The organism is Pseudonocardia sp. CA-142604 (assembly GCF_050948475.1).
In the GTDB taxonomy this organism is placed as follows: domain Bacteria; phylum Actinomycetota; class Actinomycetes; order Mycobacteriales; family Pseudonocardiaceae; genus Pseudonocardia; species Pseudonocardia alaniniphila.
In genome coordinates this window covers 7,781,706-7,806,146 of the sequence record NZ_CP192045.1, presented here as the reverse complement: position 1 = coordinate 7,806,146, position 24,441 = coordinate 7,781,706, and the positions used below count along the sequence as shown (strand labels likewise).

The 24,441-nt window shown below is 69.4% G+C and carries 21 protein-coding genes; 11 read left to right on the top strand and 10 right to left on the bottom strand.

Annotated features, from left to right (window positions below; all coding sequences use genetic code 11):
* Positions 1-117 precede the first annotated feature (117 nt).
* Positions 118-486 carry a DUF3574 domain-containing protein gene (locus ACQPZQ_RS35215; RefSeq protein WP_433299507.1) on the top strand — a complete coding sequence of 123 codons (369 nt, stop codon included), beginning with the start codon at positions 118-120 and terminating at the stop codon, positions 484-486.
* A 43-nt stretch (positions 487-529) separates the two neighbouring features.
* Here ACQPZQ_RS35215 and ACQPZQ_RS35210 read toward each other — a convergent pair whose 3' ends face one another.
* A complete protein-coding gene (locus ACQPZQ_RS35210; protein WP_433288131.1) occupies positions 530-1,027 on the bottom strand; it encodes a hypothetical protein in 498 nt (165 codons plus the stop codon).
* Positions 1,028-1,507: 480 nt separating this feature from the next.
* Between ACQPZQ_RS35210 and ACQPZQ_RS35205 the strand changes: the two genes are divergently transcribed.
* The 5 genes from ACQPZQ_RS35205 (at position 1,508) to ACQPZQ_RS35185 (ending at position 7,809) form a co-directional block, all read left to right on the top strand.
* Positions 1,508-2,560 (top strand): ABC transporter ATP-binding protein, encoded by a 1,053-nt coding sequence (locus ACQPZQ_RS35205; RefSeq protein ID WP_433288129.1) that lies wholly within the window; start codon positions 1,508-1,510, stop codon positions 2,558-2,560.
* A 16-nt stretch (positions 2,561-2,576) separates the two neighbouring features.
* Positions 2,577-3,722, top strand: a complete 1,146-nt coding sequence (locus tag ACQPZQ_RS35200) for a polyamine ABC transporter substrate-binding protein (protein WP_433288127.1) — start codon at positions 2,577-2,579, stop codon at positions 3,720-3,722.
* Positions 3,709-4,593 carry an ABC transporter permease gene (locus ACQPZQ_RS35195; protein WP_433288124.1) on the top strand — a complete coding sequence of 295 codons (885 nt, stop codon included), beginning with the start codon at positions 3,709-3,711 and terminating at the stop codon, positions 4,591-4,593. Before ACQPZQ_RS35200 ends, ACQPZQ_RS35195 begins: the two co-directional genes overlap by 14 nt.
* Positions 4,590-5,468 (top strand): ABC transporter permease, encoded by an 879-nt coding sequence (locus tag ACQPZQ_RS35190; RefSeq protein WP_433288122.1) that lies wholly within the window; start codon positions 4,590-4,592, stop codon positions 5,466-5,468. The genes ACQPZQ_RS35195 and ACQPZQ_RS35190 overlap by 4 nt, the downstream gene beginning before the upstream one ends.
* 106 nt (positions 5,469-5,574) lie before the next feature.
* Positions 5,575-7,809, top strand: a complete 2,235-nt coding sequence (locus ACQPZQ_RS35185; RefSeq protein WP_433299505.1) for a molybdopterin cofactor-binding domain-containing protein — start codon at positions 5,575-5,577, stop codon at positions 7,807-7,809.
* Between the two features lie 35 nt (positions 7,810-7,844).
* Here the strand turns inward: ACQPZQ_RS35185 and ACQPZQ_RS35180 are convergent, their stop codons facing one another.
* Entirely contained in the window at positions 7,845-9,077 is a 1,233-nt protein-coding gene (locus ACQPZQ_RS35180) for a PP2C family protein-serine/threonine phosphatase (protein WP_433288120.1), read from the bottom strand.
* A gap of 189 nt (positions 9,078-9,266) precedes the next feature.
* Between ACQPZQ_RS35180 and ACQPZQ_RS35175 the strand changes: the two genes are divergently transcribed.
* The 5 genes from ACQPZQ_RS35175 (at position 9,267) to ACQPZQ_RS35155 (ending at position 14,567) form a co-directional block, all read left to right on the top strand.
* A complete protein-coding gene (locus ACQPZQ_RS35175) occupies positions 9,267-9,974 on the top strand; it encodes an isochorismatase family protein (protein ID WP_433288118.1) in 708 nt (235 codons plus the stop codon).
* Between the two features lie 67 nt (positions 9,975-10,041).
* Positions 10,042-10,851, top strand: a complete 810-nt coding sequence (locus ACQPZQ_RS35170; protein ID WP_433288116.1) for a methyltransferase domain-containing protein — start codon at positions 10,042-10,044, stop codon at positions 10,849-10,851.
* 94 nt (positions 10,852-10,945) lie between these two features.
* Positions 10,946-11,425 (top strand): MarR family winged helix-turn-helix transcriptional regulator, encoded by a 480-nt coding sequence (locus ACQPZQ_RS35165; RefSeq protein WP_433288114.1) that lies wholly within the window; start codon positions 10,946-10,948, stop codon positions 11,423-11,425.
* Between the two features lie 261 nt (positions 11,426-11,686).
* On the top strand, positions 11,687-12,937 hold the full coding sequence (locus ACQPZQ_RS35160) for an IS110 family transposase (RefSeq protein WP_433288112.1): 1,251 nt from the start codon (positions 11,687-11,689) through the stop codon (positions 12,935-12,937).
* 418 nt (positions 12,938-13,355) lie between these two features.
* Positions 13,356-14,567 carry an FAD-dependent monooxygenase gene (locus ACQPZQ_RS35155; RefSeq protein ID WP_433288110.1) on the top strand — a complete coding sequence of 404 codons (1,212 nt, stop codon included), beginning with the start codon at positions 13,356-13,358 and terminating at the stop codon, positions 14,565-14,567.
* Positions 14,568-14,672: 105 nt separating this feature from the next.
* On the opposite strand, the gene ACQPZQ_RS35150 is transcribed toward ACQPZQ_RS35155, so the two are convergent.
* From ACQPZQ_RS35150 to ACQPZQ_RS35115, 8 genes are all read right to left on the bottom strand, one after another.
* Entirely contained in the window at positions 14,673-15,392 is a 720-nt protein-coding gene (locus ACQPZQ_RS35150) for a hypothetical protein (protein WP_433288108.1), read from the bottom strand.
* A gap of 211 nt (positions 15,393-15,603) precedes the next feature.
* Positions 15,604-16,200, bottom strand: a complete 597-nt coding sequence (locus tag ACQPZQ_RS35145) for a cysteine hydrolase family protein (protein ID WP_433288106.1) — start codon at positions 16,198-16,200, stop codon at positions 15,604-15,606.
* Positions 16,201-16,457: 257 nt separating this feature from the next.
* Positions 16,458-18,236 carry a glyoxylate carboligase gene (gene gcl, locus ACQPZQ_RS35140; RefSeq protein ID WP_433288105.1) on the bottom strand — a complete coding sequence of 593 codons (1,779 nt, stop codon included), beginning with the start codon at positions 18,234-18,236 and terminating at the stop codon, positions 16,458-16,460.
* Positions 18,237-18,247: 11 nt separating this feature from the next.
* Entirely contained in the window at positions 18,248-19,156 is a 909-nt protein-coding gene (locus tag ACQPZQ_RS35135; RefSeq protein WP_433288103.1) for a 2-hydroxy-3-oxopropionate reductase, read from the bottom strand.
* Positions 19,157-19,203: 47 nt separating this feature from the next.
* Positions 19,204-20,028, bottom strand: coding sequence for a hydroxypyruvate isomerase family protein (locus ACQPZQ_RS35130; protein WP_433288101.1), 825 nt, complete (start codon positions 20,026-20,028; stop codon positions 19,204-19,206).
* Between the two features lie 459 nt (positions 20,029-20,487).
* Positions 20,488-21,258: an IclR family transcriptional regulator gene (locus ACQPZQ_RS35125; RefSeq protein WP_433299503.1), complete on the bottom strand. Its 771-nt coding sequence runs from the start codon at positions 21,256-21,258 to the stop codon at positions 20,488-20,490.
* Between the two features lie 156 nt (positions 21,259-21,414).
* Positions 21,415-21,750, bottom strand: a complete 336-nt coding sequence (locus ACQPZQ_RS35120) for a GlsB/YeaQ/YmgE family stress response membrane protein (RefSeq protein WP_433288099.1) — start codon at positions 21,748-21,750, stop codon at positions 21,415-21,417.
* A gap of 917 nt (positions 21,751-22,667) precedes the next feature.
* A complete protein-coding gene (locus ACQPZQ_RS35115) occupies positions 22,668-24,425 on the bottom strand; it encodes a helix-turn-helix domain-containing protein (protein WP_433288097.1) in 1,758 nt (585 codons plus the stop codon).
* Positions 24,426-24,441: the final 16 nt, after the last annotated feature.

Below are 24,441 nucleotides of genomic sequence, written 5' to 3'. Positions count from 1 at the left end.
ACGCTCTCGATCATGCCTCGGCACATTCTCGGGATGGCTTCCCGGCGCCTTCTCGACCACTGGAGAGAGCTTCTCACGATTCGACATGCCGCTGTTGTGTGCATGGTCGTGGCGGTGATGCTGTGGATTACGTCGGCCGCCGCCGCCACGACACCCACGCCGGCTACCACGACATGGGAGTCCGACAAGCGCACCGAGCTGTTCTTCGGGGGCACGAGGCGGGACGACAGTGCGATCACGCCCGCGGAGTTCGAGATGTTCCTCGACAAGGACGTGACGCCCGCCTTCCCCGAGGGGCTGACCTGGCTGCCCGTCCATGGCCAGTGGATGGGCGGCAAGCAGGACTCCTACCTGCTGATCCTGCTGTATCCGGACAACAACCGGCGGGCCGACCGAGACATCGAGGAGATCCGGTCCGACTACAAGAGCCAGTTCGGGCAGGAGTCCGTGCTCCGCGCGGACAGCGCCGAGCGCGTCTCGTTCTAGGTGCGGGTTCTTCCGTGCTCCGGCTCACGCCCGCGCGCCCCTATCAGCGGTTCCGCAGGCTGAATTCTTCGAGCCAGCTGAATGCGGCCGGCCGGACAGCGGCGATGGCCTCGCCGTACTCGGAGACCCGGCTCATGAGCCGCGACACGTCGGGATTCCGAGGGGAGACCCACGTGGTGGTGTTGCCATCGACGAAGCAGACGATGTCGTAGTCGGCGCAGTCGCGATCGGCCCAGTCGCGATCGGCGCAGTCCTGATCGGCCCAGTCCTGATCGGCCCAGTCCTGATCAGCCGAGTCCTGATCGGCCCGGTCACGATCCGCGAGACCGGGTTGACCTGGGGTAGGGGGCCGCTCCACGCGGGATGCGCGCAGGGGTGCTCCCGGACTCTGCGGTCCCCGGGAGCGGCCTCCGATGCCGGTGATGTCCACCGTCCAGCCCTCTGCCGTGAAGACGGACCAGGGATCGTTGCCGTAGCCGTCGTCGGCAGGGGCAGTGGTGAGGACGAGTAGCGCTCGGTGAGGTTTCTGTGGTGTCGTCATGGCCGTCCTTGTGTCAGTGGTCCGGAGGCCGGATCACGTGGGGGCCGTCCGGTGGTCCCGGCACTTCAGCCCGAACGGACCACTGACGTGCCGTTTCGCTCGTTCGAGCCTGACCGGGCGATAGGGGAGATCGGACCAGGAGAGTTACTGGTCGTCCTACCGGTCTCCCCCGGGGTCGACCCCGGGCATCCCCGGGTAGGCATCTGTAATGATCAGATGCGCAATCTGATCCAGCGGCGGCCGGGCGCACACCGCTCGGTTGGTGGGAAATGCTCGATGGAGAGCCTACGGTGCGATCCGGACGAATTCATGTCCGGTGTGGCGAAAGTATCGGTGAATTGTGGTTGCTTCGTTCGACGTATGGTGGCGGCAGTAATAGACTCACGATCTGTGTTGCTTTCTCGGCGGTCCGTAGTCTCGCCGGACCGAGCCGGTTCGGGCGGGTGGACCAGGGCGGGCGGTTCCGCGGAGCTGCGCAGTGTGTCGAAGAGATATCCGGGTGTCGAGGCGCTCGTCGATTTCGATCTGAGGGTTGTCGAGGGCGAGTTCGTTGCGATCGTCGGGCCGAGCGGGAGTGGCAAGACGACTGCGATGCGTTTACTGGGCGGCTTCGAGCGGCCGGATTCCGGAAGCGTCTGGATCGGCGGTCGTGACGTCACGTGGTTGCCCCCGCAGAAGCGCGAGGTCAACACCGTCTTCCAGAACTACGCGCTGTTTCCTCATCTCTCCGTGGCCGAGAACGTCGGATACGGCCCGAAGCTGCGTGGGGTGAAGGCCAGGGACAGGCGCGCCTTGGTCGCAAGCCTCCTGCAGCTCGTGCAGCTCGAGGGTGTGCAGGAGCGGCGGCCTGCCGAGCTGTCGGGCGGCCAGCAGCAACGGGTCGCCATCGCACGGGCTCTCGCGAACGAGCCGGCTGTGCTGCTCCTCGACGAGCCGTTGGGTGCGCTGGACTCCCGGCTACGCGGGGACCTGCAGATCGAGCTACGCAGGATCCACCGGGAGCTGGGCACGAGCTTCGTCTACGTCACGCACGACCAGGACGAAGCCTTCGCCCTCGCCGACCGCGTCGTGGTCGTGCACGCGGGCCGTGTGGAGCAGCAGGGCAGCCCCGCGGAGATCTACGACGGACCGGCCACGCTTTGGGCGGCGCGCTTCATCGGCTCGCAGAACTTCGTGACCGGACGGGTCGACGCCGTCCGCGGCTCGCGGTGGAGCATCGCCACAGACGTCGGGCTCCTGCATGCCGAGCACGCACACGGAGCCCTCGCCGTGGGGGCGCCTGTCGTCGTCGCGGTGCGCCAGGAGCGGGTGGCGATCGAACCGACTCCACCCTCCGCCGTGGACAACGCCGTGCCCGTGCGGGTGAGCGAGGTCGTCGAAGTGGGTCCTGAGCTGCGGGTCTCGGCCTCGACGCCCGGTGGCACGGCCTTTGTCAGCACAGCCCAGAGATGGGGCAGCCACCCGAACCCCGGTGTCGGTGATGACGTCGTGGCTCATTGGCCCGCCGAGTCGGCGCACGTCTATCCCTCGTGATGAACGGTAGTCCTCGATGACCTTGCACGACCGGAGAGGCAACGGGCCGACCGCCCGTTCCGCCTCCTCGCTTCGGCTGACGCGCCGCAGCTTCCTCGGTGCCGCCGGAGCTCTGTCGGCCACCGCGCTCCTCGCCGCCTGTGGCGGTTCGGGCGGAGGTTCGGGTGGCGGCACTGCCCAGGCCTCGGAGCTCGACATCTACAGCTGGGCCAACTACTTCGCTCAGGACAACCTCGCCGGCTTCACGTCGGCGACCCATATCACGCCGAAGATCAGCACCTACGACTCCAACGACACGCTCTCGGCCAAGCTCAACAGCCCGGCGGGCACGGGGTTCGACCTCGTCATCCCGACGTCCGGATGGATTTCCGAGTACGCCTCCCGTGGCCTGATCCAGAAGATCGACCAGACCAGGCTCGACCTGTCCGCGCTCGATCCCGCGCTGCTGAACCGGGAGTACGACCCGCACAACCAGTACTCGATTCCGAAGGACTGGGGGGTGTACGGCGTCATCTACGACCCGCGGGCGGTGGGCGGGGACATCACGTCGTGGCAGGACTTCCTCGACGCCGGTGAACGCCCCGGTGTCCAGGGCAAGATCCGGTTGGCCACCTCGGGATGGGAGAACGTGGCGATCGCGCTGTGGGCCGACGGCGAGGACTGGAACACCACTGATCAGTCGGTGATCCGGGCCGGCGGCGAGCGCATGAAGGCCTGGGTCACCAAGACGAAGCCGCAGTTCACGGGCGCCAATGTCGATCAGATCGTCAACGGGTCGATCGTGCTGGCGGTGCACGACCAGTCGGGGGCGCGGCGCGCCATCGAGCAGAACCCCGGGCTGCGCTGGGCGGTTCCCGCTCCGACGAGCGAACTGTGGGTCGACTGCTACGCGATCCCGAAGGGTGCCCCGCACGTCGATGCGGTCTACAAGTTCCTCGACTACGAGCTGACGGAGAATGCGCAGGTCACCGACACCCGGTTCATCGGTTACCCCACCGCGCTCGCCGGCCTGCGCGACAAGCTGCCCCCCGGCACCGACAACGTCGATCTCATCTTCGGTGGTCCCGGGGTGGACCTGTCGAAACTCAGCACCTTCGTCGTGAACCCGGACACCGTGCCGATCTACCAGGACATCCAGACCGAGCTACATGCGCTGTCCTGATCCGGCGCCCCGCCGCCTGCGGGGGAGCGGGGCCGCCGTCCTGCCCCATCTGCTGGCCGCCGCGCCCGGGCTGTGGCTCACGGTCGTCTTCGTGGCACCACTGCTGGTGACCGTCGTCCTGTCCTTCGCCCACGCCGGCTTCGGCGAAGTGACCCTGGGCTTCACGCTCGACAACTACAGGATGGCGCTGAGCGGCCTGTACGCGCAGACCTTCGTACAGACGGTCGTGCTCGCCGTGGGCTGCAGCGCCCTCAGCCTGCTGCTGGGCATGCCGATCGCCTACTTCATCGCCCGGCACGCCGGACGGTTGGCCGGCCCGCTGCTGGCGGCGATCCTGCTGCCGTACTTCTCGAGCTTCCTCATCAGGGTGCTGTCGTGGCAGGTCATCCTCGCGAGCGGGGGCCCGGTCGACGTGGTTCTCCACTCGGTCGGCCTGCTGCACGCGCCGCTGGACCTCGTGGGCACCCGCACCGCGGTGGTCATCGGCATCGTCTACGGCTACCTCCCGATCGCCGTCCTCCCGCAGTACGTGGTCTTCTCCCGCATCCCGCTGTCGACCACGGACGCGGCGGCCGACCTCGGGGCGGGGTCATGGCGCCGGTTCACCTCGGTGGTGTTGCCGCTCGCGCGACCCGGGGTGGCCACCGCTGCTCTTCTGACGGCCGTGCCGATGCTGGGCGAACTGGTGGTGCCACAACTGCTCGGCGGCGGCCGCGGCCTCCTGCTCGGGCAGCTCGTGCAGACGCAGTACGTCCAGTCCCAGAACTACGCGCTGGGTTCGGCGATCGCCGTGCTCATCCTGGTGGCGGTCGGCGTCCTGGTCGCCCTCCTGCTGCGCCTGACTCGCGGCTTCGACGAATCGCCGCGATGACGAGCGTCCGGTCCACCCGCACGGCCCTGGCTGTCGTCTGCGCCCTCGGGCTCGCCGTGCTGTACCTGCCGCTGCTCGTCTCCGTCCTGTACTCCTTCAACCAGGGCATCGACGGCAAGCAGACCGCTCGTCTCACGGGCTGGTCGCTCGGGGCCTACGCCGACGCGTGGCAGGACGATTCGCTCCGCACGGCGGCACTCACCGGGCTCCAGATCGCCCTCGTGGTGGCGGCCGTCTCCGGCCTGCTGGGCTCCGTGTGGGGCTACTCGATGGTGCGCCATCCATCGGCACGGGTGCGCCGCGTGCTGGCCGGTTTGGCGTATCTGCTGGTCATCATGCCGGAGGTCGTGCTCGCCGTCTCGCTGCTGCAGTTCGTCGGCAGGGTCGGCATCCCGCTCGGCTTCCTGACGCTGGCTGCCGCGCACACCCCGGTGACGATGGTCGTCGTCGCGCTCATCGTCCGGGCACGGGTGCTCACGCTCGATCGCCGGATCGAGGACGCGGGGCGCGACCTCGGTGCGTCCGAGCTGCGGATCCTCGGCGACATCGTCGCTCCCGCCCTGCTACCGGCCGTGCTGACCGGCACTGTGCTGGCCTTCACCTTCTCCTTCGACGACGTCGTCATCTCGGCCTTCCTGACGACGCCGTCCGTGAACACCCTGCCGGTGTACCTCTACAGCAGCCTCAACTACGGCACGACGCCCGCGGTCTACGCAGCGACCACGGCCGTGCTCGCGCTCACGATCGTCGTGCTCGGTGTCGCGGGCCTCCTCCACCGGCGATCGGCCCGGCGGCGGCCGCCCGCGCCGCTGGTCCCGGGCGATTCGCGTATGGATGCGCGCCAACCTCTGCCGACGCGCCGCCTGTCCGCATAACGTCGCGGCCATCCGTGACGCCGCATGAGGAGGCAGAGATGACGACTTTCACCGACGAGCGAGCGGCCGATGCGCGGGATTCCGTTGTCGAGTCGAGACGGTGATCATGATGATCGGGCAGGCACTCGACCGCGTCGAGGGCCCGTTGAAGGTCACCGGAAAGGCCACCTACGCCTACGAACAGTGGGACGAGGGCGGCGTTTCGCCCCTCTACGGTTTCATCGTCGGCGCGACGATCGGCAAGGGGCGCATCACCCGGATCGACACCGCTCGCGCCGAGGCCTCGCCCGGCGTGCAGATGGTGATGACCCATCACGACACACCGCCGGAAGGCAGCCCGGATCACTCCGCTCGCCTCGAGTTCTACCGGGCGTTTCCGGTGCTGAGCGGTCCCGATGTCCATCATTACGGGGAGCCGGTGGCCCTGGTTGTCGCCTCGACGTTCGAGCAGGCACGGGCAGCGTCACACCTGGTGGATGTCGAGTACGCCACTGAGCCGGGCAGGTACGACTTCGCCGCGTTCCAGGATCAGGCGTACGTCCCGGAGAAGCTGGTTTTCGGGATGCCCGTTGATACCGCGGTGGGTGATTTCGCTGCCGGGTTCGAGGCCGCCGAGATCAAGCTCGACCAGCGATACACCACTCCGTACGCGTTCTCTCTGCCGTTGGAGCCGCATGCGTGTCTGGCGGTGCCGCGGGGCGACGATCTGATCCTTCATCTCAGCACTCAGATCGTCGATGCGGCCCGTACGTCGATCGCAGCCACCCTGCAGATGGACGCGGAGCGGATTCACGTCGTCACCCCGTACGTCGGCGGGGGATTCGGGTCCAAGCTGAGGATCCATTACGAGACGATCCTGGCGGCGTTGGCGGCCCGCGCGTTGTGCCGTCCGGTCAAGATCGCGCTGACCAGGCAACAGACCTTCCACCTCGTCAGCCTGCGTCCCACATCGAGCCAGCGGGTGCGCCTGGGCGCGGGACGGGACGGGCGGCTGGTCGCGATCGCCCACGAGGCCACGATGCACACCAGCCCCGAGGCGGAGTTCGTCGAGGCGACCGCCGTCACGACGCGCAGCCTCTACGCCGCGCCGGACCGGTTGACGAGCCACCGGATGGTCCCGCTGGATCTGGTGCGGGGTGAGTCTGTCCGGGCGCCGGGTGAGGCGCCGGGCCTGCTGGCGGTGGAGTCGGCGATGGACGAGCTGGCCCATGAGCTCGGCATGGATCCGGTGGAACTGCGGATCCTCAACGAGCCCTCCGTCGATCCCGAGCGTGGTGTGCCCTACAGCGAGCGGAAGCTCGTGGAGTGCCTGCGGGAAGGCGCCCGGCGGTTCGGCTGGGAGCGCCGCAGCGCCGAGCCCGCGAGCGTGCGCGACGGGCGGTGGCTGCTCGGGTACGGCATGGCCACGGCCATTCGCCGACACTCCCAGACAACGGCGACGGCGCGGGTCCGACTCGAAGCCGGAACCGCGGTCGTCGAGTCGGACATGACGGATATCGGTACCGGTACCTACACGATCCTGACCCAGGTGGCGGCCGATGGGCTGGGACTGCCTCCTGAGCGCGTGCGGGTCGAGCTCGGCTCGTCCGAGTTCCCGGTCAGCATGGGGTCGGGCGGGTCGTGGGGAGCAGGCAGTTCGAGCACCGCCGTCCACCGTGCCTGTGCGGCTTTGCGCGAGAAGGTGCTGGCCGCGGCGTGTGGCGACGCGCGCTCCGCATTGCACGGTCGGGACGCAGCGGACGCGGTGTTCTCGGACGGCAGGGTGAGCATCGACGGCGCCTCCGAGGGGCTCCGTGAGATCGTCGACCGCCTCTACCCCGAAGGGATCGAGGCGGAGGGATCGGTTCGCTTCATGTCGGACGAGCCGAACTACCAGAAGTACGGGATCCACACCTACGGGGCACAGTTCGCCGAAGTGGGAGTCGACACCGACACCGGGGAGATCCGTATGCGCCGGATGCTGGGCGTGTTCTCGGCGGGTCGCATCCTCAACGCGAAGACCGCGCGCTCGCAGTTGGTCGGCGGCATGATCTGGGGCGTGAGCGCGGCCCTCCACGAGGAGGGCGTTGTCGATATGCGGAGCGGCGCGTTCGTCAACGGGGATTTCGCGCAGTACCTCGTGCCCGTCCACGCCGACATTCCCGAGGTCGATGCCCTCATGCTCGACGGGTCCGACGACAAGGCCAACGCTCTCGGCGCGAAGGGCATCGGTGAGCTGGGAATCTGCGGGGCGGGCGCGGCGGTGGCCAACGCGGTCTTCAATGCCGCCGGGGTACGCGTGCGCGATTTCCCCATCACGATCGAGAAGGTGCTGTCCGGCCTGCCACGGATGGACGTCTGATTCGACGCGGCGGCACGAATCGACATGCGATCGTGTCACCCAATGGATCGGTCGGTCGCTTCCCGGGAGACGGTGAGGATGGCGATGTCGTCGTAGGCCTGGTCGCGACCGACCAGCTGGGCCATGATCACGGCGCAGAGCCGCTCCGCGCGGTCGGTGGTCATGGCCTGGCGGAGCCGGTCGAATCCGTCGTCCAGCGATTCACCGCGCCGTTCCACGAGCCCATCGGTGTAGAAGCAGATGGAGCTGCCGGGCGTGAGGCGGGTGGCGGTGGTGTGCCGCGGCCAACTCGGCTCCACGCCGAGCGGCAGGTCGTGGTGGACCTCCAGGAGCTCGGCGTCGGCGTCGGGCCGGGCCACAGCCGGCGGGGGGTGACCGGCGGTCGAGATCAGCAGCGACTCGTTATCGGGTTCGAGCGTCGCGCAGAGGACGGTGGCCATCGTCCGCGGTTCGAAGTGCCGGATGTGCTCGTCGACCTTGGCGATCATGAGCGCGGGATCGTCGAGCTCCAGCGCGCAGGCTCGCACCACCGTGCGCAGCCGGCCCATCGTCACCGCCGCGGTGAGGCCGCTGCCCGCGACGTCGCCCATCACGAGGCACAACCGGCCGGACGGGAGTGCGAAGACGTCGTACCAGTCGCCACCCATCGAGCCGTCGCCGGGCACGTAGCGGGCCGCGAACTCCAGGCCGGGTAGGGACGGCAGTGCGGCGGGCAGCAAGCTGCGCTGCAGCGCGGCCGCGGCGGTGCGATCGGTGTGCGATAGCCGTGCCTGGGTGGCAAGCGCGACGCGGTCGCCGACGAGCTGCAGCAGGTGACTGTCCTCCTCGGTGAAGCGCCGCGGGTGCAGAGATCCGACGTGCAGGACGCCCAGGACCCTGCCCTCGTTCAGCAGCGGCACCCCCAGCAGCGAGCGGATGCCGCGGCGGAGCAGGAGCGGGTTCTGCACGTTGCCGGCGTTGACCTCGTCGAGGATGACCGGTTGTTTCTCCGCCGCGATACGACCGGCGAACCCCTTGCCGAGGGGAATGCGCACACCCTGCTGCACCTCCTCCTCGATGCCCTGCGCAGCTGTCGCGACGAGCTGGCTGCCGGAGGGGTCGAGCAGGAGCACCGCCGCGGTGTCGACGTCGAGGAGCAGGCGTACACGTTCGAGGAGGGCGGTGAGGAGGTCCTCGACGTCGAGGTGCGCGAGGTCGGCGTCGGTGACGACCTCGATGCGGCGCAACCGCTGCTCCGGTGACTCCACCGGCGCATCCTCTACCGACATCCGTCGATGCTATCCATCGGGCCGGAGATGCCATCGCCATCGAGAGAGGCCGTCGCTCGGACGGGGCCTCGCGTATCAGGGCGATGTGATCGACCCGGAGAGGGGCTGACCGCACCGCGGTGACGATCTAGGGTCCTCGGGAGAAAGAACGCGGACCGGCCGGACGGTACAGACGGGCAGGAGATCGCCATGCACGAAATCGCCATCCCTCCGGAGATCCTGGAGCGCGTCGTCAGGCGGTGCGGCACCGAGCACCCGTTCGAGGACCTGGACCCCGCCCGCACCGCGTTCGTCGTGATCGACATGCAGGTCGGCTTCATCGACCCCGAGATCGGCCACGCGGCCTGCCCGATGGCGGAACGCATCGTGCCCGCGGTGAACCGCCTGGCCGCCGCCGTCCGGGACGCCGGTGGCGGCGTCTTCTGGGTGCAGAACGTGTACGACGCAAGCTGCGACACGGAGTGGAGCGTCATGCGGGGCATGGCCACTCCGGAAGCGCGGGCCCGTCGCGGGTCCGCGATGACCGAGGGCAGCGCCGGGCATGCGCTGTGGCCTGCGATGGACGTGCGGCCCGAGGACCGGCGCGTGTCGAAGCGTCGCTTCAGCGCCTTCATCCAGGGCTCGTCGGACATCGTGGAGCGGCTGCGAGCGGAGGGCTTCGACACGGTGCTGATCGGCGGCACGGTCACCAACGTCTGCTGCGAGAGCAGCGCACGCGACGCGATGATGATGAATTTCCGCACCGTGATGGTGGCGGACGCCAATGCGGCGATGTCGGACGCCGAGCACAACGCCTCGCTCGCGGCCTTCTGGCACATGTTCGGGGACGTGATGACCGTCGACCATGTCATCGCCCGTCTGACCGCAGACCGCCTCGCAGGCGTACCGTCCACATGAGCCGATTTCATCCCAGATAGTGGGAGAATCGTTGCAAGATGTGGACGCTCGGGTTGAGGATCCGGGTGTGCGTGCTGCTCAGGAGACCTACACCCACGGCCATGCGGAGAGCGTGCTGCGCTCGCATCTCATACGGACGGTCGACAACTCTGCCGCGTATCTCGCCGGCCACCTGCAACCCGGCGCCGTGGTTCTCGACGTCGGTTGTGGGCCGGGGAGCATCACCCTCGACATCGCCTCCCGGGTGGCTCCGGGGCGTGTCCTCGGGATCGACAGCTCAGCAGGCGTTCTCGACGGGGCCCGCGTGCTGGCCGCGCAGGCCGGTGCCGGCAACGTGACGTTCGAGCTCGGAGACGTCTACGCGCTCGACGCTGCGAACGACTCGTTCGACGTCGTGCACGCCCACCAGGTGCTGCAACACCTCGGCGACCCCGTCGCCGCGCTCCGGGAGATGTTGCGGGTCTGCCGCCCGGGCGGCGTCGTCGCCGTGCGCGACGCGGACTACGCCGCGATGACCTGGTATCCGGCCGATTCGAGGCTCGACCGCTGGCTGGAGATCTACCGTGCTGTCGCGAAGAGCAACGGCGCGGAGCCGGATGCCGCCCGCCACCTGCTGGCGTGGGCACATGCCGCCGGCGCCGGCACTGTGGTCCCCAGCGCTTCCGTCTGGTACTACGCCACTCCCGAGCAGCGGGCGTGGTGGGGTGGGCTGTGGGCGGATCGGATCCTCAGTTCCTCGATCAGGCAGCAGGCGCTCGACGGCGGGTACGCCGGCGCCGAGGAGATCGCCGACATCTCGGCCGCATGGCGGGAATGGGCCGCGCACCCCGACGGCTGGTTCGCCATCGTGAACGGCGAGGTGCTCTGCCGCCCGTGAGCACGGAGCGGGTTCCGCCACTGGTCGCTTGTACGATCGAGGAGTTCGGTCGGCGCTTCCGATGAGTGAACAAGCTGCGAAAAGCGAGGCTGTGATGGCGTCCGGAGCGGCCGGCACGCAGGCCGTCGAGCTCGAGTTGTCGGCCATGATCGGCCACCTGCTTCGCGCCTGCCAGCAGCTCCATGTCGCCATCTGGTCCGAGGCCTTCCCCGCCGGTCTCACGTCCCCGCAGTTCGCCGTGATCCACGCGCTGGCCACGGAGGGCGAGCTCAACCAGACGACACTTCGGTCGCGCGCTCGGCTGGACCGTTCCACCGCGGCCGACGTGATCCGTCGCCTGGCGGCGCGGCGGCTGATCAGCCACGTGAAGGACCCCCGCGACGCCCGCCGCCGTCTCGTGCGCCTGACCAACGCCGGGCGGGCGGTGCATGCCGAGGCCGTCGAGCGTGCGTTGCAGGTCAACGAGACGATGCTCGACGGGTTCGACGACGCGCGGCGCACGCAGCTGGTCTCGCTCCTGAACGAGCTGCTCGACAACCACCGCGGGCTCCTCGGCTACCGCGGCGACGACTAATGGGTTCGTCGGGCCGTGGTTCTGGCAGGCTCGATTCCGGTAGCGGCCGGTGGGTCAGCACTCGCGACGACAGAGCGGTTGAGCTCTAAGGTCAGATCGTGCGCCCGCCGGTCGTGAGGAGCGTGACCGCTGATGGGATGACGTGCCCCGCGGCCCTCGAGTGTGGATCGGCGGGTGGGGTGAGCACTTGACCATTAGTCCGCGGCTGTCTCCTCCGCGCTGCCGATCGTGTCATCGCAGGGTTGCCGGGAGGGCGTTGGCGTGCTGTTCGTGGGGGATGACTGGGCCGAGGACCACCACGATGTCGAGGTGGTCGATCAGACCGGGCAGCGGCTGGGTCGGGCCAGATTGCCTGAGGGTGTGGTCGGCATCGGTCGGCTGCATGAGTTGCTGGCGCGGCATCTGTCTGAGGAGTCGATCGATCCGCTGACCGGGACGCTGGTTGAGGGCGCGGTGGTGGTGGGGATCGAGACCGATCGGGGGCCGTGGGTGCAGGCCCTGCTCGCGGCCGGCTACCGGGTGTTCGCGATCAACCCGATGTCGGTGGCGCGGTATCGGGAGCGGCACTCGAGTTCGGGGGCCAAGTCTGATGCGGGGGATGCGCACGTGCTGGCCGAGATCGTCCGGCTGGATCGGGCGCATCACCGGCCGGTGGCCGGAGACTCCCCCGCCGTCGAGGGGCTCAATCTCGTCGCCCGGACCCACCAGTCGTTGATCTGGGAGCGAACCCGGCATCTGCAACGGCTGCGCTCGGCGTTGCGTGAGTTCTTTCCCGCCGCCCTGGACGCGTTCGCCGCCGCCGGAATCGACCTGGGGGCATCGGACGCGCTGGAGTTACTGGGCCAGGCCCCTGACCCGGACCGAGCTGCCCGGTTGTCCCGCTCGAAGATCACCGCAACGTTGAAGCGGGCCCGCCGCCGCGACCCCGAAGCCAAGGCCGACACCATCCAGACACTGCTACGGGCTCCGGCGCTGCGGCAACCCGCCCTGGTGGAGCAGGCCTACGCCACGATCGTGGTCTCCCAGGTGCGGCTGCTGACCGGGCTGATCACCCAGATCCCCCAGCTGGAGGCGGTGGTGGAGCAGGGTTTTGGCCAGCACCCGGACGCTGAGATCTACACCAGCCAGCCCGGCCTCGGGCCGATCCTGGGCGCCCGGGTGCTCGCCGAGTTCGGAGACGACCCCCACCGATACACCGACGCCAAAGCCCGCAAGAACTACGCCGGCACCTCCCCGATCACCCGCGCCTCGGGCCGCAAGACCGTTGTGCTGGCCCGCTACGCCCGCAACCGCCGCCTCGGCGACGCCGTGCACCAATGGGCCTTCTGCACACTCACCAACTCGCCCGGCGCCCGCGCCTACTACGACACCCTCCGCGCCCGCGGCACCAGCCACCACGCCGCACTACGCCAACTCGGCAACCGCCTCGTCGGCATCCTCCACGGCTGCCTCAAAACCCGAACCCGCTACAACGAAGCCACCGCCTGGGCCCACCAACACGCCGCTGCTTGACCCCGCAGCACATGGGATGTCTGAGCTGCGGCTCCCTTTTCCCGGCCGTTCCGGCGACATTGTCACGAGGCCGGCTGTGCGTCGTGCCCGAGGGCGACCCGCGGCGTGCTCGCGGACGGCGAATTGGGCGAGTTTCCAGAACCTGTCAGCATGCGGACGAATCTGTTTCTGGTCGGTGAGTGGCGCCGGCTGTGCTTCGTCGCACATTCCCCGCTGTGCTCGATGATCACAAATCGAGTTGCGGACTACCGCGAAATACCAGCTACAACGGGCTCTTCGGCGCGCTGCTCGGGGGTTCGTCGTGGCGTGGCCCCACCTGGTTGCGTCGCCGGCCACCTCGTCGTGCCTTGACGTCAACCGGAGTCGATCCTAATTTCATCCGTATGCTGACGACATTGGCAAGCCCGGTCGGCGTCCCATGAGCGGCCCGGAACGCAGTGAGTTCCTCGTGATCGGTGGGGGTATCGGAGGCCTCACTGCGGCACTCGCCCTGGCCCGGGCGGGCCGCCCGGTCCGCGTGCTGGAACGGGCGGCCCGGTTCGGCGAGATCGGAGCGGGCCTCCAGGTGGCGCCGAACGCCTCTCGGGTGCTCGACCGCCTCGGCGTCCTGCCCGACGTCGTGCGCGACGCGTTCTTCCCCAGCCGGCTCGTCCTGGGCGACGCGATGACCGGCGAGCCGATCACGGTGTTGGAGACGGCCGACGCGTTCCTCGAACGTTTCGGTCACCGCTACTTCGTGACCCACAGGGCCGACCTTCACCGCGCCATCCAGACGGCGTGTGAGGAGAGCGGGCTCGTCGAGCTGCTGCCGTCGAAGCACGTGGTGCGCGTCGAGCCACGCGAGGGCGGAGCGCTGGCTGCCTGCGCCGATGGCACCGAGTACGAGACCGCAGCGCTGGTGGCAGCGGACGGGCTCCGCTCGACCACCCGCGACATGCTGATCGACGACGGTGCGCCGGTGGACTCCGGCTACGTCGCCTATCGCGGCACGGTGCCGGTCGAGGCCCTGGCCGGGCACGGCGGGCTGCGCGTGCCCGACGGCATGGTGATCTGGGCCGGTCCCGGCCTGCACCTGGTGCAGTACCCGGTGCGCCGCGGCGAGCTGGTCAACCAGGTCGCCACCTTCGACACCCGCCGCTACCCGTCGGAGGAGGACATCGGCAGCCAGGTCGACCGCGTCTTCGAGCGCACATGCGCCGCAGTCGCCCATGGCGTCGGGCTCATGGATCACTCCCGGCGCTGGCCGATGGTGGACAGGGCTCCTGCGGGCGGGTGGACCAGCGGACGCATCACGCTCGTCGGTGACGCGGCGCATCCGATGCTCCAGTACCTGGCACAGGGCGCCTGCCAGGCGATCGAGGACTCGGTCGTGCTCGCGGACAGCGTCACGGCGCATCCCGGGGACGTCGACGCCGCGTTCGCGGCCTACGAGGCCCTCCGCTTCCCGCGCACGTCCCGCGTCCAGACCACTGCCCAGATGTGGGGCGACATCCTTCATGTCGACGGCGTCAGCGCGATGATGCGGTCGGCACTCCTCTCCCCGCGCGCAGGAGACGACTTCGACATCGTCGACTGGCTCTACGGATACGACCCGACCAGCGTCGCCCGGGAGCGGCAGCTCACGCGATGACCACCGAATCGTCGGCTATTCCGGCCGGGCTCGGGTAAGGGTCTCGGCATTCGCTTTCAGCCAGACTGCCCGCGTATTCGGACGCACGAACGGCGGTCGGACAGCTCAGCGGAAATGGATGTCGCTCAGGTCGATCCCGACCATCAGTTGGTCGAAGCTCACTGTGCCGTCCGCGTCGGCCCGATAGGCGCGCCGCCTCGACGGGAGCCGCACGCCGTCGGCCTCCACGATGTCGTGGACGTACTGCACCCCGGCGAATCCGCCCGCCACGTCGACCCGGTAGTCATGGCGGCGCAGCAGATGGTCGGGACCGAAGTAGAACTCCTGCACGCTGCTGTGGCTGGCGATCTGCGCCGGGAACCGCGCCTGCAGCACCGCCCACCGCTCCCCGTCCTCCTCGACCGGGTCGATCTCGGTGACCGAGAACCCCGGCATCGCCAGCAGAAACGGCGTGGTCAGGTACGTCCACAATGCGTACCCGTTGAAATACGCCCGGTGCAGCGGGCCCCACGGCGTGTCGATCTCGTGCCCGGCGAACATCTCCCGCGGATCCGCCCGCTCGGCCACGACCTGCCCGTCCAGCTTCTCGATCGCGATCCGACCCGGGGTGAAGTCGGTTTTCTGGTCCGACGCTCCGAAGGGCTGCACCGACGCCCACTCCTCGTGCAGCGCCACCGTCATCCGCCGTGGATCGGCGTCCTGCACCAGACCCTTCATCCCCCAGAACTCGCCACCCGTGACGATCGTGGCCTCCGCCCGGGAGAACCGCCGCCACCGCTCGAGTCCACCGTGCGCTTCCAGCACGGCGTCCAACAACTCACGCATCCCGATCCCCTCTCGGTTGAGAATGAGTTCGATCGAACGCGCGCCCGCGCGTTCGATCGACTCCATCTCATCCCACGCGGACGTCGCGAGCCAGTGCATCGCGTGAGTAGTACCAGGCGCTCGGAAATGCCTGAAAATGGTGGTGGAGCAGGCTCTTCGGGCGAATCAGATAGCGCTGTCGAAGCTGGGCGAGTGGTTCGTGCCAGGCAGATCAGTCCGGCAGGGCCGTGCTGTCGGGCACCACGATCGCGAACACGTCGGCCAACCCGGCGAGGCTCGCGATCTGCAGGGCCGCGGCGCTGACCACCTCACCCGTCACCGGGAGCGGTCGGGTCGCGGTGGCAGCGGCGACCACCGCTGGCGCGTAGCCGAGGTTGAACGCGCCGCGGGCGGTGGAGTTGATGCACATGTGCGTCATGAAGCCGGCGAGCACCAGGTTCTTCGCGCCCCCCGCCTTGAGACGCTCGTCCAGATCGGTGTCGATGAACGAGTTCGGGTGGTTCTTGACGATCACGGTCTCGCCCTCGCGCGGCGCGACCGGGCCTGCGATGGCACCGATCTCGGCGCGGATGTCGTAGGGCGAACCTTCGCCCCCGTCATGCTGGACGTGTATGACCGGGATCCCGGCCGAACGGGCACGGTCCAGCAGCGCTGCGCCCTCCTCGATGGCACGCGTGACGCCGTCGAGCTCCAGCGGGCCGCGCGTGTAGGTGTTCTGGAAATCGATCATGATCAGCGTCGAATCGGCGAGCGGCGCAGGTGCGCTCGGCAAGCCGCTGAGGGCACGCAGGGTCGTGACGTCGGGCATCGGGGCAACCTCGTGGCGGACGTGCGGGGGCGGCGCGCCGATCGGTGGAGCTGTGCTTCGCGGCTGCGCACACCTCGGACGAGGCCCATTCTGCGACGTTCCGGACGACGGCGCGCCGCCAATGTGGTCAGGTACCACTCGGATCGGGCGCCATGCCGTTGTGGGCCGCTCCGCACGGTCGGCCGGGGATGGCCGCCACCACGACGAATGTGTCGTCGTCGCCCCCGTGAACCTGTCGGGGGCGACGACGACGTGCGTCAGACGGTGATCGGAACGACCGTCGTGGGTGCGTCCGCGGTTGTGGTGGTGACCTCCTCGAACTCGGTCATGTTGTCGAGGTTGGTGCCCATCGCGATGTTCGTGACCCGCTCGAGCACGATCTCGACGACGACCGGCACCCGGAACTCCTCGGCCAGCTTCTTGGCCTCTTCGAGTGCGGGCAGGATCTCCTCGGGCAGCGACACCCGCAACGCCTTGCAGCCCAGCCCCTCGGCGACCTTGACGTGGTCGACGCCGTAGCCGTTGACCTCAGGAGAGTTGATGTTCTCGAACGAGAGCTGGACGGCGTAGTCCATGTCGAACCCGCGCTGAGCCTGGCGGATCAGCCCGAGGTAGGCGTTGTTCACCAGGACGTGGACGAAGGGCAGGTTGAACTGCGCGCCGACGGCCAGCTCCTCGATCATGAACTGGAAGTCGTAGTCGCCGGTGATCGCGACGACCTGGGCGTCCGGATCGGCCTTCACGACGCCGAGCGCGGCGGGCACCGTCCACCCCAGCGGCCCGGCCTGCCCGGCGTTGATCCAGTGTCGCGGCTTGTAGACGTGCAGGAACTGGGCCGCGGCGATCTGCGAGAGCCCGATCGTGGAGACGTAGACGGTCTCCGGACCGAAGCTGCGGTTCATCTCCTCGTACACGCGGTGCGGCTTGATCGGCACCGTGTCGAAGTGCGTCTTGCGCAGCAACGTCCTCTTGCGCTCGTCGCACTCGTCGATCCACTGGCTGCGGTCGGGCAGGGTCCCGGCCGCAGCGCGCTCGCGGGCCACCGTGACGAAGAGTTCCAGCGCGGCCTTCGCGTCGGAGACGATGCCGTAGTCCGGGGCGAACACGCGCCCGATCTGGGTCGGCTCGATGTCGACGTGGACGAACTTGCGGCCTGCTGTGTAGGTCTCGAGGCCGCCGGTGTGCCGGTTGGCCCAGCGGTTGCCGATGCCCAGGACGAAGTCCGAGGCCAGGAAGTTGGCGTTGCCGTAGCGCTGCGAGGTCTGGATGCCCGCCATCCCCGCCATCAGTTGGTGGTCGTCGGGGATCGTGCCCCAGCCCATGAGGGTCGGGACGACCGGCGTGCCCGTCAGCTCCGCGAACTCGACGAGCAGATCGGAGGCGTCGGCGTTGATGATGCCGCCGCCGGCCACGATGACCGGGCGCTCCGCCGCCGCGAGCATGGTGAGCGCCTTCTCGATCTGCGCGCGGCTGGCCGCCGGCTTGTAGACCGGGAGCGGCTCGTAGGTCTCGATGTCGAACTCGATCTCGGCCAGCTGGACGTCGAGCGGCAGGTCGATCAGAACCGGACCCGGCCGGCCCGAACGCATCAGGTGGAACGCCTGCTGGAACGCACCGGGAACCTGCGCGGGCTCCAGCACGGTCATCGCCATCTTGGTCAGTGAGCCCGCGACAGTTGCGATGTCGACGGCCTGGAAGTCCTCCTTGTGGAGCTTCGCGACCGGGGCCTGGCCGGTGATGCACAGGATCGGGATCGAGTCGGCCGAAGCGGAGTACAGGCCGGTGATCATGTCGGTGCCGGCGGGGCCGGAGGTCCCGACGCAGACGCCGATGTTGCCGGCCTTCGCGCGGGTGTAGCCCTCGGCCATGTGCGCCGCACCCTCGACGTGCCGGGCGAGCGTGTGGCTGAGCGTTCCGTCGGCGCGGACCGCCGAGTAGAACGGGTTGATCGCGGCACCAGGCAGGCCGAACAGGTCGGTCACGCCCTCCTTGCGCAGGATCGCGACGGCGGCGTCGACTGTCCTCATGCGGGGCATGGGGGTTCCTCTCAGGAGGGGTGGGACTCGCCGGCGCGGCCGGAGAGCTCTTCGACGGACTTGAACAGGGCCGAGTGGTCGAGACCGCCGTGGCCTTGCGCGTTCAGCGACGCGATGAGCTGCGCGACTGCGGCACCGAGCGGGATGACCACGCCGGCCTCGCGTGCCGCGTTGGTGACGATGCCCATGTCCTTGTGGTGCAGGGCGATCCGGAAGCCCGGGGCGAAGTTCCGCGAGAGCATGTTGCCGGCCTTGCGCTGCAACACCGTGCTGCCCGCGAGCCCGCCGCCCAGCACCTTGACTGCCGCCTCGGTGTCGACGTGGTGTGCCTCGAGGAAGACGATCGCCTCGGCGAGGAGCTCGATGTTGCCGGCGACGATGAGCTGGTTGGCGGCTTTGACGGTCTGGCCAGAGCCGGACGGCCCGACGTGCACGATCGTGGCTCCGACCGCGTCGAAGACCGGCCCGGCGAGCGCGAAGTCGTCCGCCGAGCCACCCACCATGATCGACAAGCTGCCCTCGATGGCGCCGGCCTCGCCACCGGAGACGGGTGCGTCGAGCACGCGCAGGCCACGCGCGGCGCCGACCTCGGCCATCCGGCGCGAGACGTCCGGCAGGATCGTGGAGAAGTCGATCACGAGGGCGCCGTCACGGGCGTTGTCGAAGACGCCGTCCTCGCCGGTGAGCACGAGCTCCACGTCGGGGGAGTCGGGGACCATGACGGCGATGACGTCGGCGCCCTTGACGGCCTCGGCGATGTTGCCGGCACCGCGACCGCCCGCGGCGGCGACGGCCTCGATGGCTGCCGGCTCGAGGTTGTAGCCGACGACGTCGAAGCCGGCCTTGACGAGGTTGATGGCCATCGGGCGGCCCATGATGCCCAGCCCGATGAACGCGATCGTCTGCTTGGTGCTGCTCACGGTGTCCTTCTCCAAGAGTTGTCGTGGCGTCGACTGGGTGCCGGGTGTCAGTGCGCTCCGCGCTGTTCCCTCGGCAGCCAGCCGAGGCTTTCCACCGTGTTGCCGCCGGTGGGCTTGTACTCCAGCGAGACCCAGCCGTCGTAACCCCTGGCACGCAGGTCCTCGAGCCGGGAGAAGAGGTCGAGCTCGCCGGAGCCGGGCTCGCCGCGGCCAGGAGTGTCGGCGATCTGCACGTGGGCGATGTCGGCGAAGTTTGCGGCGATGGCCTCGTCGAGGTCGTCGCCGTTGCTCGCGAGGTGGAACAGGTCGCAGAGGAAGCCGACGTTGTCCGCGCCGGCGGCGTGGACCCGATCGAGCACCGTGCGCACGTCCGACGCGGTCCGGAGCGGGTAGGGCTTCGGGCCGCTCACCGGCTCGACGAGGACCGTCGCGCCGAACTCGGCCACGGCGTCCGCCGCGAACACCAGGTTCTCGACGGCGAGGTCGTCCTGCTCCGCGGGGGTCGCATCTGCGACGCGGACGCCGTACAGGGCGTTCAGGCCCCGGACACCGAGCCGCGCGCCGATGGCCGCCGCCACCGCGACGTTGTCGCGGAACTCGGTGGAGCGCTTCGGGATCGACAGCGCACCGGCGTCGGGCCCCGCGAGGTCGCCCGCGAAGAAGTTCAGGCCCACGAGCGCGACCCCGGCGTCCTCGATCGCGGTGACGAACGCATCGACGTCGGCATCCGCGGGCACGGCCTCGGGGAACGGCCACCAGAACTCGACCGCATCGAAGCCCGCTGCCTTCGCGGCCGCTGGGCGTTCCAGCAGTGGCAGCTCCTGGAACAGGAGCGAGCAGTTGGGCAGGTAGCTGAGCTGCGGCGCACCCATGATCCACCAACTTCCGTACAGCGGAATAGAACTTCCTGAATTCTGTATGGAAGGTAGGGCCGGCCCGGCGGGCGTGTCAACCGTGGACCCGTGGGAACGTGCCGTGAGCTGGGGCGATGTGCGGGATCGCGCATCCGCTTCCATTCCGCTACGCCGACGAGGGTGCGGTGCGTTGTGGAGCCGTAGTGCTGTCAGGACATGGCTGCTGGCAGCACTACGGCTCCGAACTGTGGAGAGGCGTGCCGCGACCTACCGCGGCCGACGATCGCTGTCCGTCGGAACCGGCGCACCCCGCTGGCTCAGGCAAGCGGTCGGGGACTCATGATCATCACTTTGGGCCCCGCGGCAGGGCATGACCCGGTTCTCGACCCCGAACCGATGATCATGAGGGCAATGAGCCAGCCCCGGCGGCCACAGCTCGCGGGCGCGGCCCGGACGCGGGGGCGGGGCGGGGCGTGGTTACTTGTCGAACTCGCCCGCAAGCTGCTCGGACACCTGCCGCAGCAGCGGCACCGCCCGGTGGATCAGTGCGTCAGTCATCCTCGGCGAGGGCCCGGAGATCGAGAATGCCGCGCGGGGCATCCGGCCGGGCACGGCCACGGCCACGCACCGCACGCCGATCTCCTGCTCCTCGTTGTCCACCGCATAACCCGCGGCCCGGACCATGTCGAGCTCTTCCTGGAAGAGGTCGATCGCGGTGATGGTGTGGATGGTCTGCGCCTGCATCGCCGAGCCTTCGACAATCGTGCGGACCTGTTCGACCGGCATCTGGGCGAGCATCGCCTTGCCCACCGCGGTGCAGTGGACCTGCGCCCGCCTGCCCACCTCGGTGAACATGCGCATGGCGTGGGTGCCGGGCATCTGTGCGGTGTAGACGATGTGGTCACCGTCCAGCGTCGCCAGGTTGGCACTCTCACCGATCTTGTCGACGAGCTGTCGGAGGTACGGGAGCGCCCAGCTTCCGAGCAGGGTGCCGGCGTGTTCTCCCAGCCGAATGAGGCGGGGCCCGAGCGTGTACTCGCGCGAGGGCTGCTGGCGCACGTACCCGAGTTCCACGAGCGTGCGGATCAATCGATGGATCGTCGGCGGGGGCGTCTCCAACCTGGCCGCGAGCTGCATGACGCCTGCCGTACCACCGAGGTCACTCATCGCCTCGAGCAGCTCGAACGTTCTCTCGACCGACTGAATGCGGCTCGCGCCGCGCTCGGTCGATTCGATCTGCCCGGCCACATGTCCCCCTCGTTCGCCAGCTGACTGCCGGCAACTTCCGACATGCGGAAGTATAGGCCAGTGCGATTGGGTGCCGGTCACCCGATTCTGCCCAGCCTGCGCCACGAGGGCATCGCGTGCCTGTGGGACTAGCCCGTCCGAAAACGAGGCGGACTCTCACTTCCATGATTCGGAAGTCAGGGCCTCGTGATCGCGGCGGGCGAATCGGCGGCGGTAGGCCGGGGTCACGATGAAGACCGCGAGCGTCGCCATGACGACCTGGAAGAGCAGCGCCCAGTTGGAGAGTCCGACGAGGTGGGCGATGGCCGTGCCGCCGAAGGCGCCGACGACCGCGTCGAGGATCGAGCGCCAGGCCGGGATCCCCCGCCTGCGCGATGCGTACATCCGCCCGATTGCGCCGATGACGAGACCGACGACGATCGCGCTGAGAATGGGGGAAAGGGTCTGGATGGCGTGGATGCCGGCCGGGTTGATGGCGGTTGTGGTGGACACAGTTCCTCCCGGTGTGCCCAGGGGCCTGATCCTGAAGGCCCGCTGCTGATGGTGGGCTAGAGATCCACCCCCCACACGGCCCGGAGCCGGAACGGGTTCGGTCGCGCTCGCGCCCAATCGGTCGCACGGTGGTCATCAGTCCTGGTGCCTGCTGACCACGAGTGGCCCGCCCGCGCAGACCTACCGGACGAGTGCCGCTCGCTCGATACGGGCGGCGGCCGGCCCGACGTTCCGCCCGCACGAGCGGCCCGTTCACCCACACCTAGCGCACGAGAGCGCCGTTCGTTCAGCTCCCGCAGCCCGCAGCCCGGAGCCCGGAGCCCGGAGCCCGCCGCCCGCAGCGTGGAGCTCGCAGCGCGGAGCGCGGAGCTCGCCGCCCGCAGCGTGGAGCCCGGAGCCCGGAGCCCGGAGCCCGGAGCCCGGAGCCCGCCGCCCGCAGCGCGGAGCGCGGAGCGCGGAGCTTGCGGGCGCGCCCGGCCGTAGTGGGTCCGGGGCGCGAGCGCCCGCGTTCCGAGATCGGTGTTTCCGCCCTCGCGAGGGCGCGTAACCACGTCTCACGGCGATCTTGGCGCGTTGATCGTTCCGAGATCCGCTTGTGCGCCCTGGCGGGGGCTGATCGGCGGATCTCGCGGCGATCTTGCCACCCAGCGGCCTGAGTGTGCCCCCACCCGCACCAGCGGTCCGTCCGCCCAGACGTAGACCTCGAGAGTGCCGTTCGTCCAGCTCCTGCAGCCGCCCGCGGGCGCGCCCGGCCGTAGTGGGTCCGGGGCGCGAGCGCCCGCGTTCCGAGATCGGTGTTTCCGCCCTCGCGAGGGCGCGTAGCCACCTCTCACGGCGATCTTGGCGCGTTGATCGTTCCGAGATCCCCTTGTACGCCCTGGCGGGGGCAGATCGGCGGATCTCGCGGCGATCTTGGCTCAGGGCGGCGGGGCCAGCTCCTCGTCGAGGCTGTCGTTCACCTGCGTGAGCGTGTCGATGTGGTGCGCGAGCCACACCATGAACTGGGTGTCGGCGGAGCGGATGTCCATGCCCAGCACGCGGGAGACGCGGTCGAGCTTGTAGAGGGTGGTGTTGCGGTGCAGACCCAGTCGGCGGGCTGCGGCGTTGAGGTTGCCGGACTCGGCGATGTAGGCGAACACCACGCTCTCCAGGCTGCGGGCGTTGCCGTCGGCGCGGCGGAGAGGGGCGAGCATCTCGGTGGCGAAGGAGCGTCCGTTCTCGGAGTCGGCGAGGTCCCGCAGGGCGACGAAGATGCGCAGGTCGTCGTATCCGGCGACGGGAGGGACGTCGATCCGGCGGCCGAGCGCGAGCGCGGTGCGGGCCTCGCGGTAGCTGGTCGCCACACCGCCCGCCCCGGTGCCCACGCGGCCGAACGCCACGCGGGCCTCGGCGTCGAGCCGCTCGCGCAGCACGCGCCGGACGGCACCCGCGACGTCGCGGACCGCAGCGGCGTCGACGCCGTTGGCGACCGGGTGGACGACGACGAGGTTGCCGCCGATCTGGGTGGCGAGGGTCGGCAGCGCCGCTTCGGGGTACAGCCGCTCGACCGCTCGGGCGGCGGCGTTGAAACGGCGGACGGCGCGCACGTCGTCGGACGCCGGGGGGTCGAGCTCGGCCACGTAGACGGCGTACCTGCCATCCACCGAGAACCCGTGGTGGCGCGCTCTGGCCTGCAGCTGCCCGCCGTCGGCGAACCGGCCGTGCACGAGCTCGACTACGAAGTCTCCGCGCGTGCGCTCCTCGGCCTCGGTCATCGACCGGATCCGCAGCATCTCGGAACCGACGAGGACCGCTCCTTCCTCGGCGATGATCCGCCGCTGCGCCCGGTCGTGGGGGTCGCCGTGCGGGGGTTCGAGGACGGCGACGAGCCCGCTGATCTCACCTCCGAACATCACCGCCGCGGCGATCGGGACGACCGCCGACCCTGCGGCGTCCACCGGATCCAGCACGGTCGCGCCGATCGGCAGCTCTCCGCGGACGAGGCCCTCCACGTGCCGGGCCAGGACCGCGGCCACGGGCGCCGGAGCGGGCTTGGTGCCGGCGGCCGTGGTCTCGTAGGCGAGCACGGTGCCGTCGAGATCCACGACCATCACGGGCGCCTCGCCCATCCGCGCCATCCCGTAGGCGAGCGATGGGATGCCGGCGCCGCGGGCGTGGATCTCGCCGAGGGAGCGGTGCACGCGGTCGCTGTACTGCAGCACGTGGGTCGCCTGGGCCAGCACCTTTGTCGCGACGAGCTGGCTGACGGCCCGGTAGTCCGCGGTGGGTGGGAGCAGGGCAAGGGGAAGCCCCGCTGCGTCGGCAGCCGCCCTGGCCTCCGGGAACGAGACGCGCAGCTCGGCGGGGGAGGCGACGTCCGCGCGACCGAGCCGAACCAGCAACGCCACGGCACCGGACGCCGCGACACGCTCGACGGTGGCGGGGCCTGCTCCGTCGCGGAGGTGGTCGGCGTGGGCGTGCACCGCCACGCCCTCCTCGGCGGCGTCGGGGTCGCCGGTGATCTCCGAGAGGGGCAGACACCAGCGCACCGCACGGCCTGCGCCGGTCGCTCCAGCCACGAGGGTGTTGCGCAGCAGTGGCTCGGCGAGCAGATCGGAGACGGTGACGGGGTCCGGCGCGGGAGCGTGCCGGTGCAGCGACTCGTGTGGTGATCCCACGTGCTCGGCCTGTGCCATGTGCCTAGATCCCGTC

Excerpts from the sequence above, each read along its gene's own strand:
- ACQPZQ_RS35150 (WP_433288108.1), bottom strand. The coding sequence starts at position 15,392 with ATGCGTGAGTTGTTGGACGCCGTGCTGGAAGCGCACGGTGGACTCGAG.
- ACQPZQ_RS35130 (WP_433288101.1), bottom strand. The coding sequence starts at position 20,028 with ATGGGTGCGCCGCAGCTCAGCTACCTGCCCAACTGCTCGCTCCTGTTC.
- ACQPZQ_RS35185 (WP_433299505.1), top strand. The coding sequence starts at position 5,575 with ATGATGATCGGGCAGGCACTCGACCGCGTCGAGGGCCCGTTGAAGGTC.
- ACQPZQ_RS35190 (WP_433288122.1), top strand. The coding sequence starts at position 4,590 with ATGACGAGCGTCCGGTCCACCCGCACGGCCCTGGCTGTCGTCTGCGCC.
- ACQPZQ_RS35200 (WP_433288127.1), top strand. The coding sequence starts at position 2,577 with ATGACCTTGCACGACCGGAGAGGCAACGGGCCGACCGCCCGTTCCGCC.
- ACQPZQ_RS35145 (WP_433288106.1), bottom strand. The coding sequence starts at position 16,200 with ATGCCCGACGTCACGACCCTGCGTGCCCTCAGCGGCTTGCCGAGCGCA.
- gcl (WP_433288105.1), bottom strand. The coding sequence starts at position 18,236 with ATGCCCCGCATGAGGACAGTCGACGCCGCCGTCGCGATCCTGCGCAAG.
- ACQPZQ_RS35195 (WP_433288124.1), top strand. The coding sequence starts at position 3,709 with ATGCGCTGTCCTGATCCGGCGCCCCGCCGCCTGCGGGGGAGCGGGGCC.
- ACQPZQ_RS35115 (WP_433288097.1), bottom strand. The coding sequence starts at position 24,425 with ATGGCACAGGCCGAGCACGTGGGATCACCACACGAGTCGCTGCACCGG.
- ACQPZQ_RS35175 (WP_433288118.1), top strand. The coding sequence starts at position 9,267 with ATGCACGAAATCGCCATCCCTCCGGAGATCCTGGAGCGCGTCGTCAGG.
- ACQPZQ_RS35165 (WP_433288114.1), top strand. The coding sequence starts at position 10,946 with ATGGCGTCCGGAGCGGCCGGCACGCAGGCCGTCGAGCTCGAGTTGTCG.
- ACQPZQ_RS35215 (WP_433299507.1), top strand. The coding sequence starts at position 118 with ATGCTGTGGATTACGTCGGCCGCCGCCGCCACGACACCCACGCCGGCT.
- ACQPZQ_RS35155 (WP_433288110.1), top strand. The coding sequence starts at position 13,356 with ATGAGCGGCCCGGAACGCAGTGAGTTCCTCGTGATCGGTGGGGGTATC.
- ACQPZQ_RS35210 (WP_433288131.1), bottom strand. The coding sequence starts at position 1,027 with ATGACGACACCACAGAAACCTCACCGAGCGCTACTCGTCCTCACCACT.
- ACQPZQ_RS35180 (WP_433288120.1), bottom strand. The coding sequence starts at position 9,077 with ATGTCGGTAGAGGATGCGCCGGTGGAGTCACCGGAGCAGCGGTTGCGC.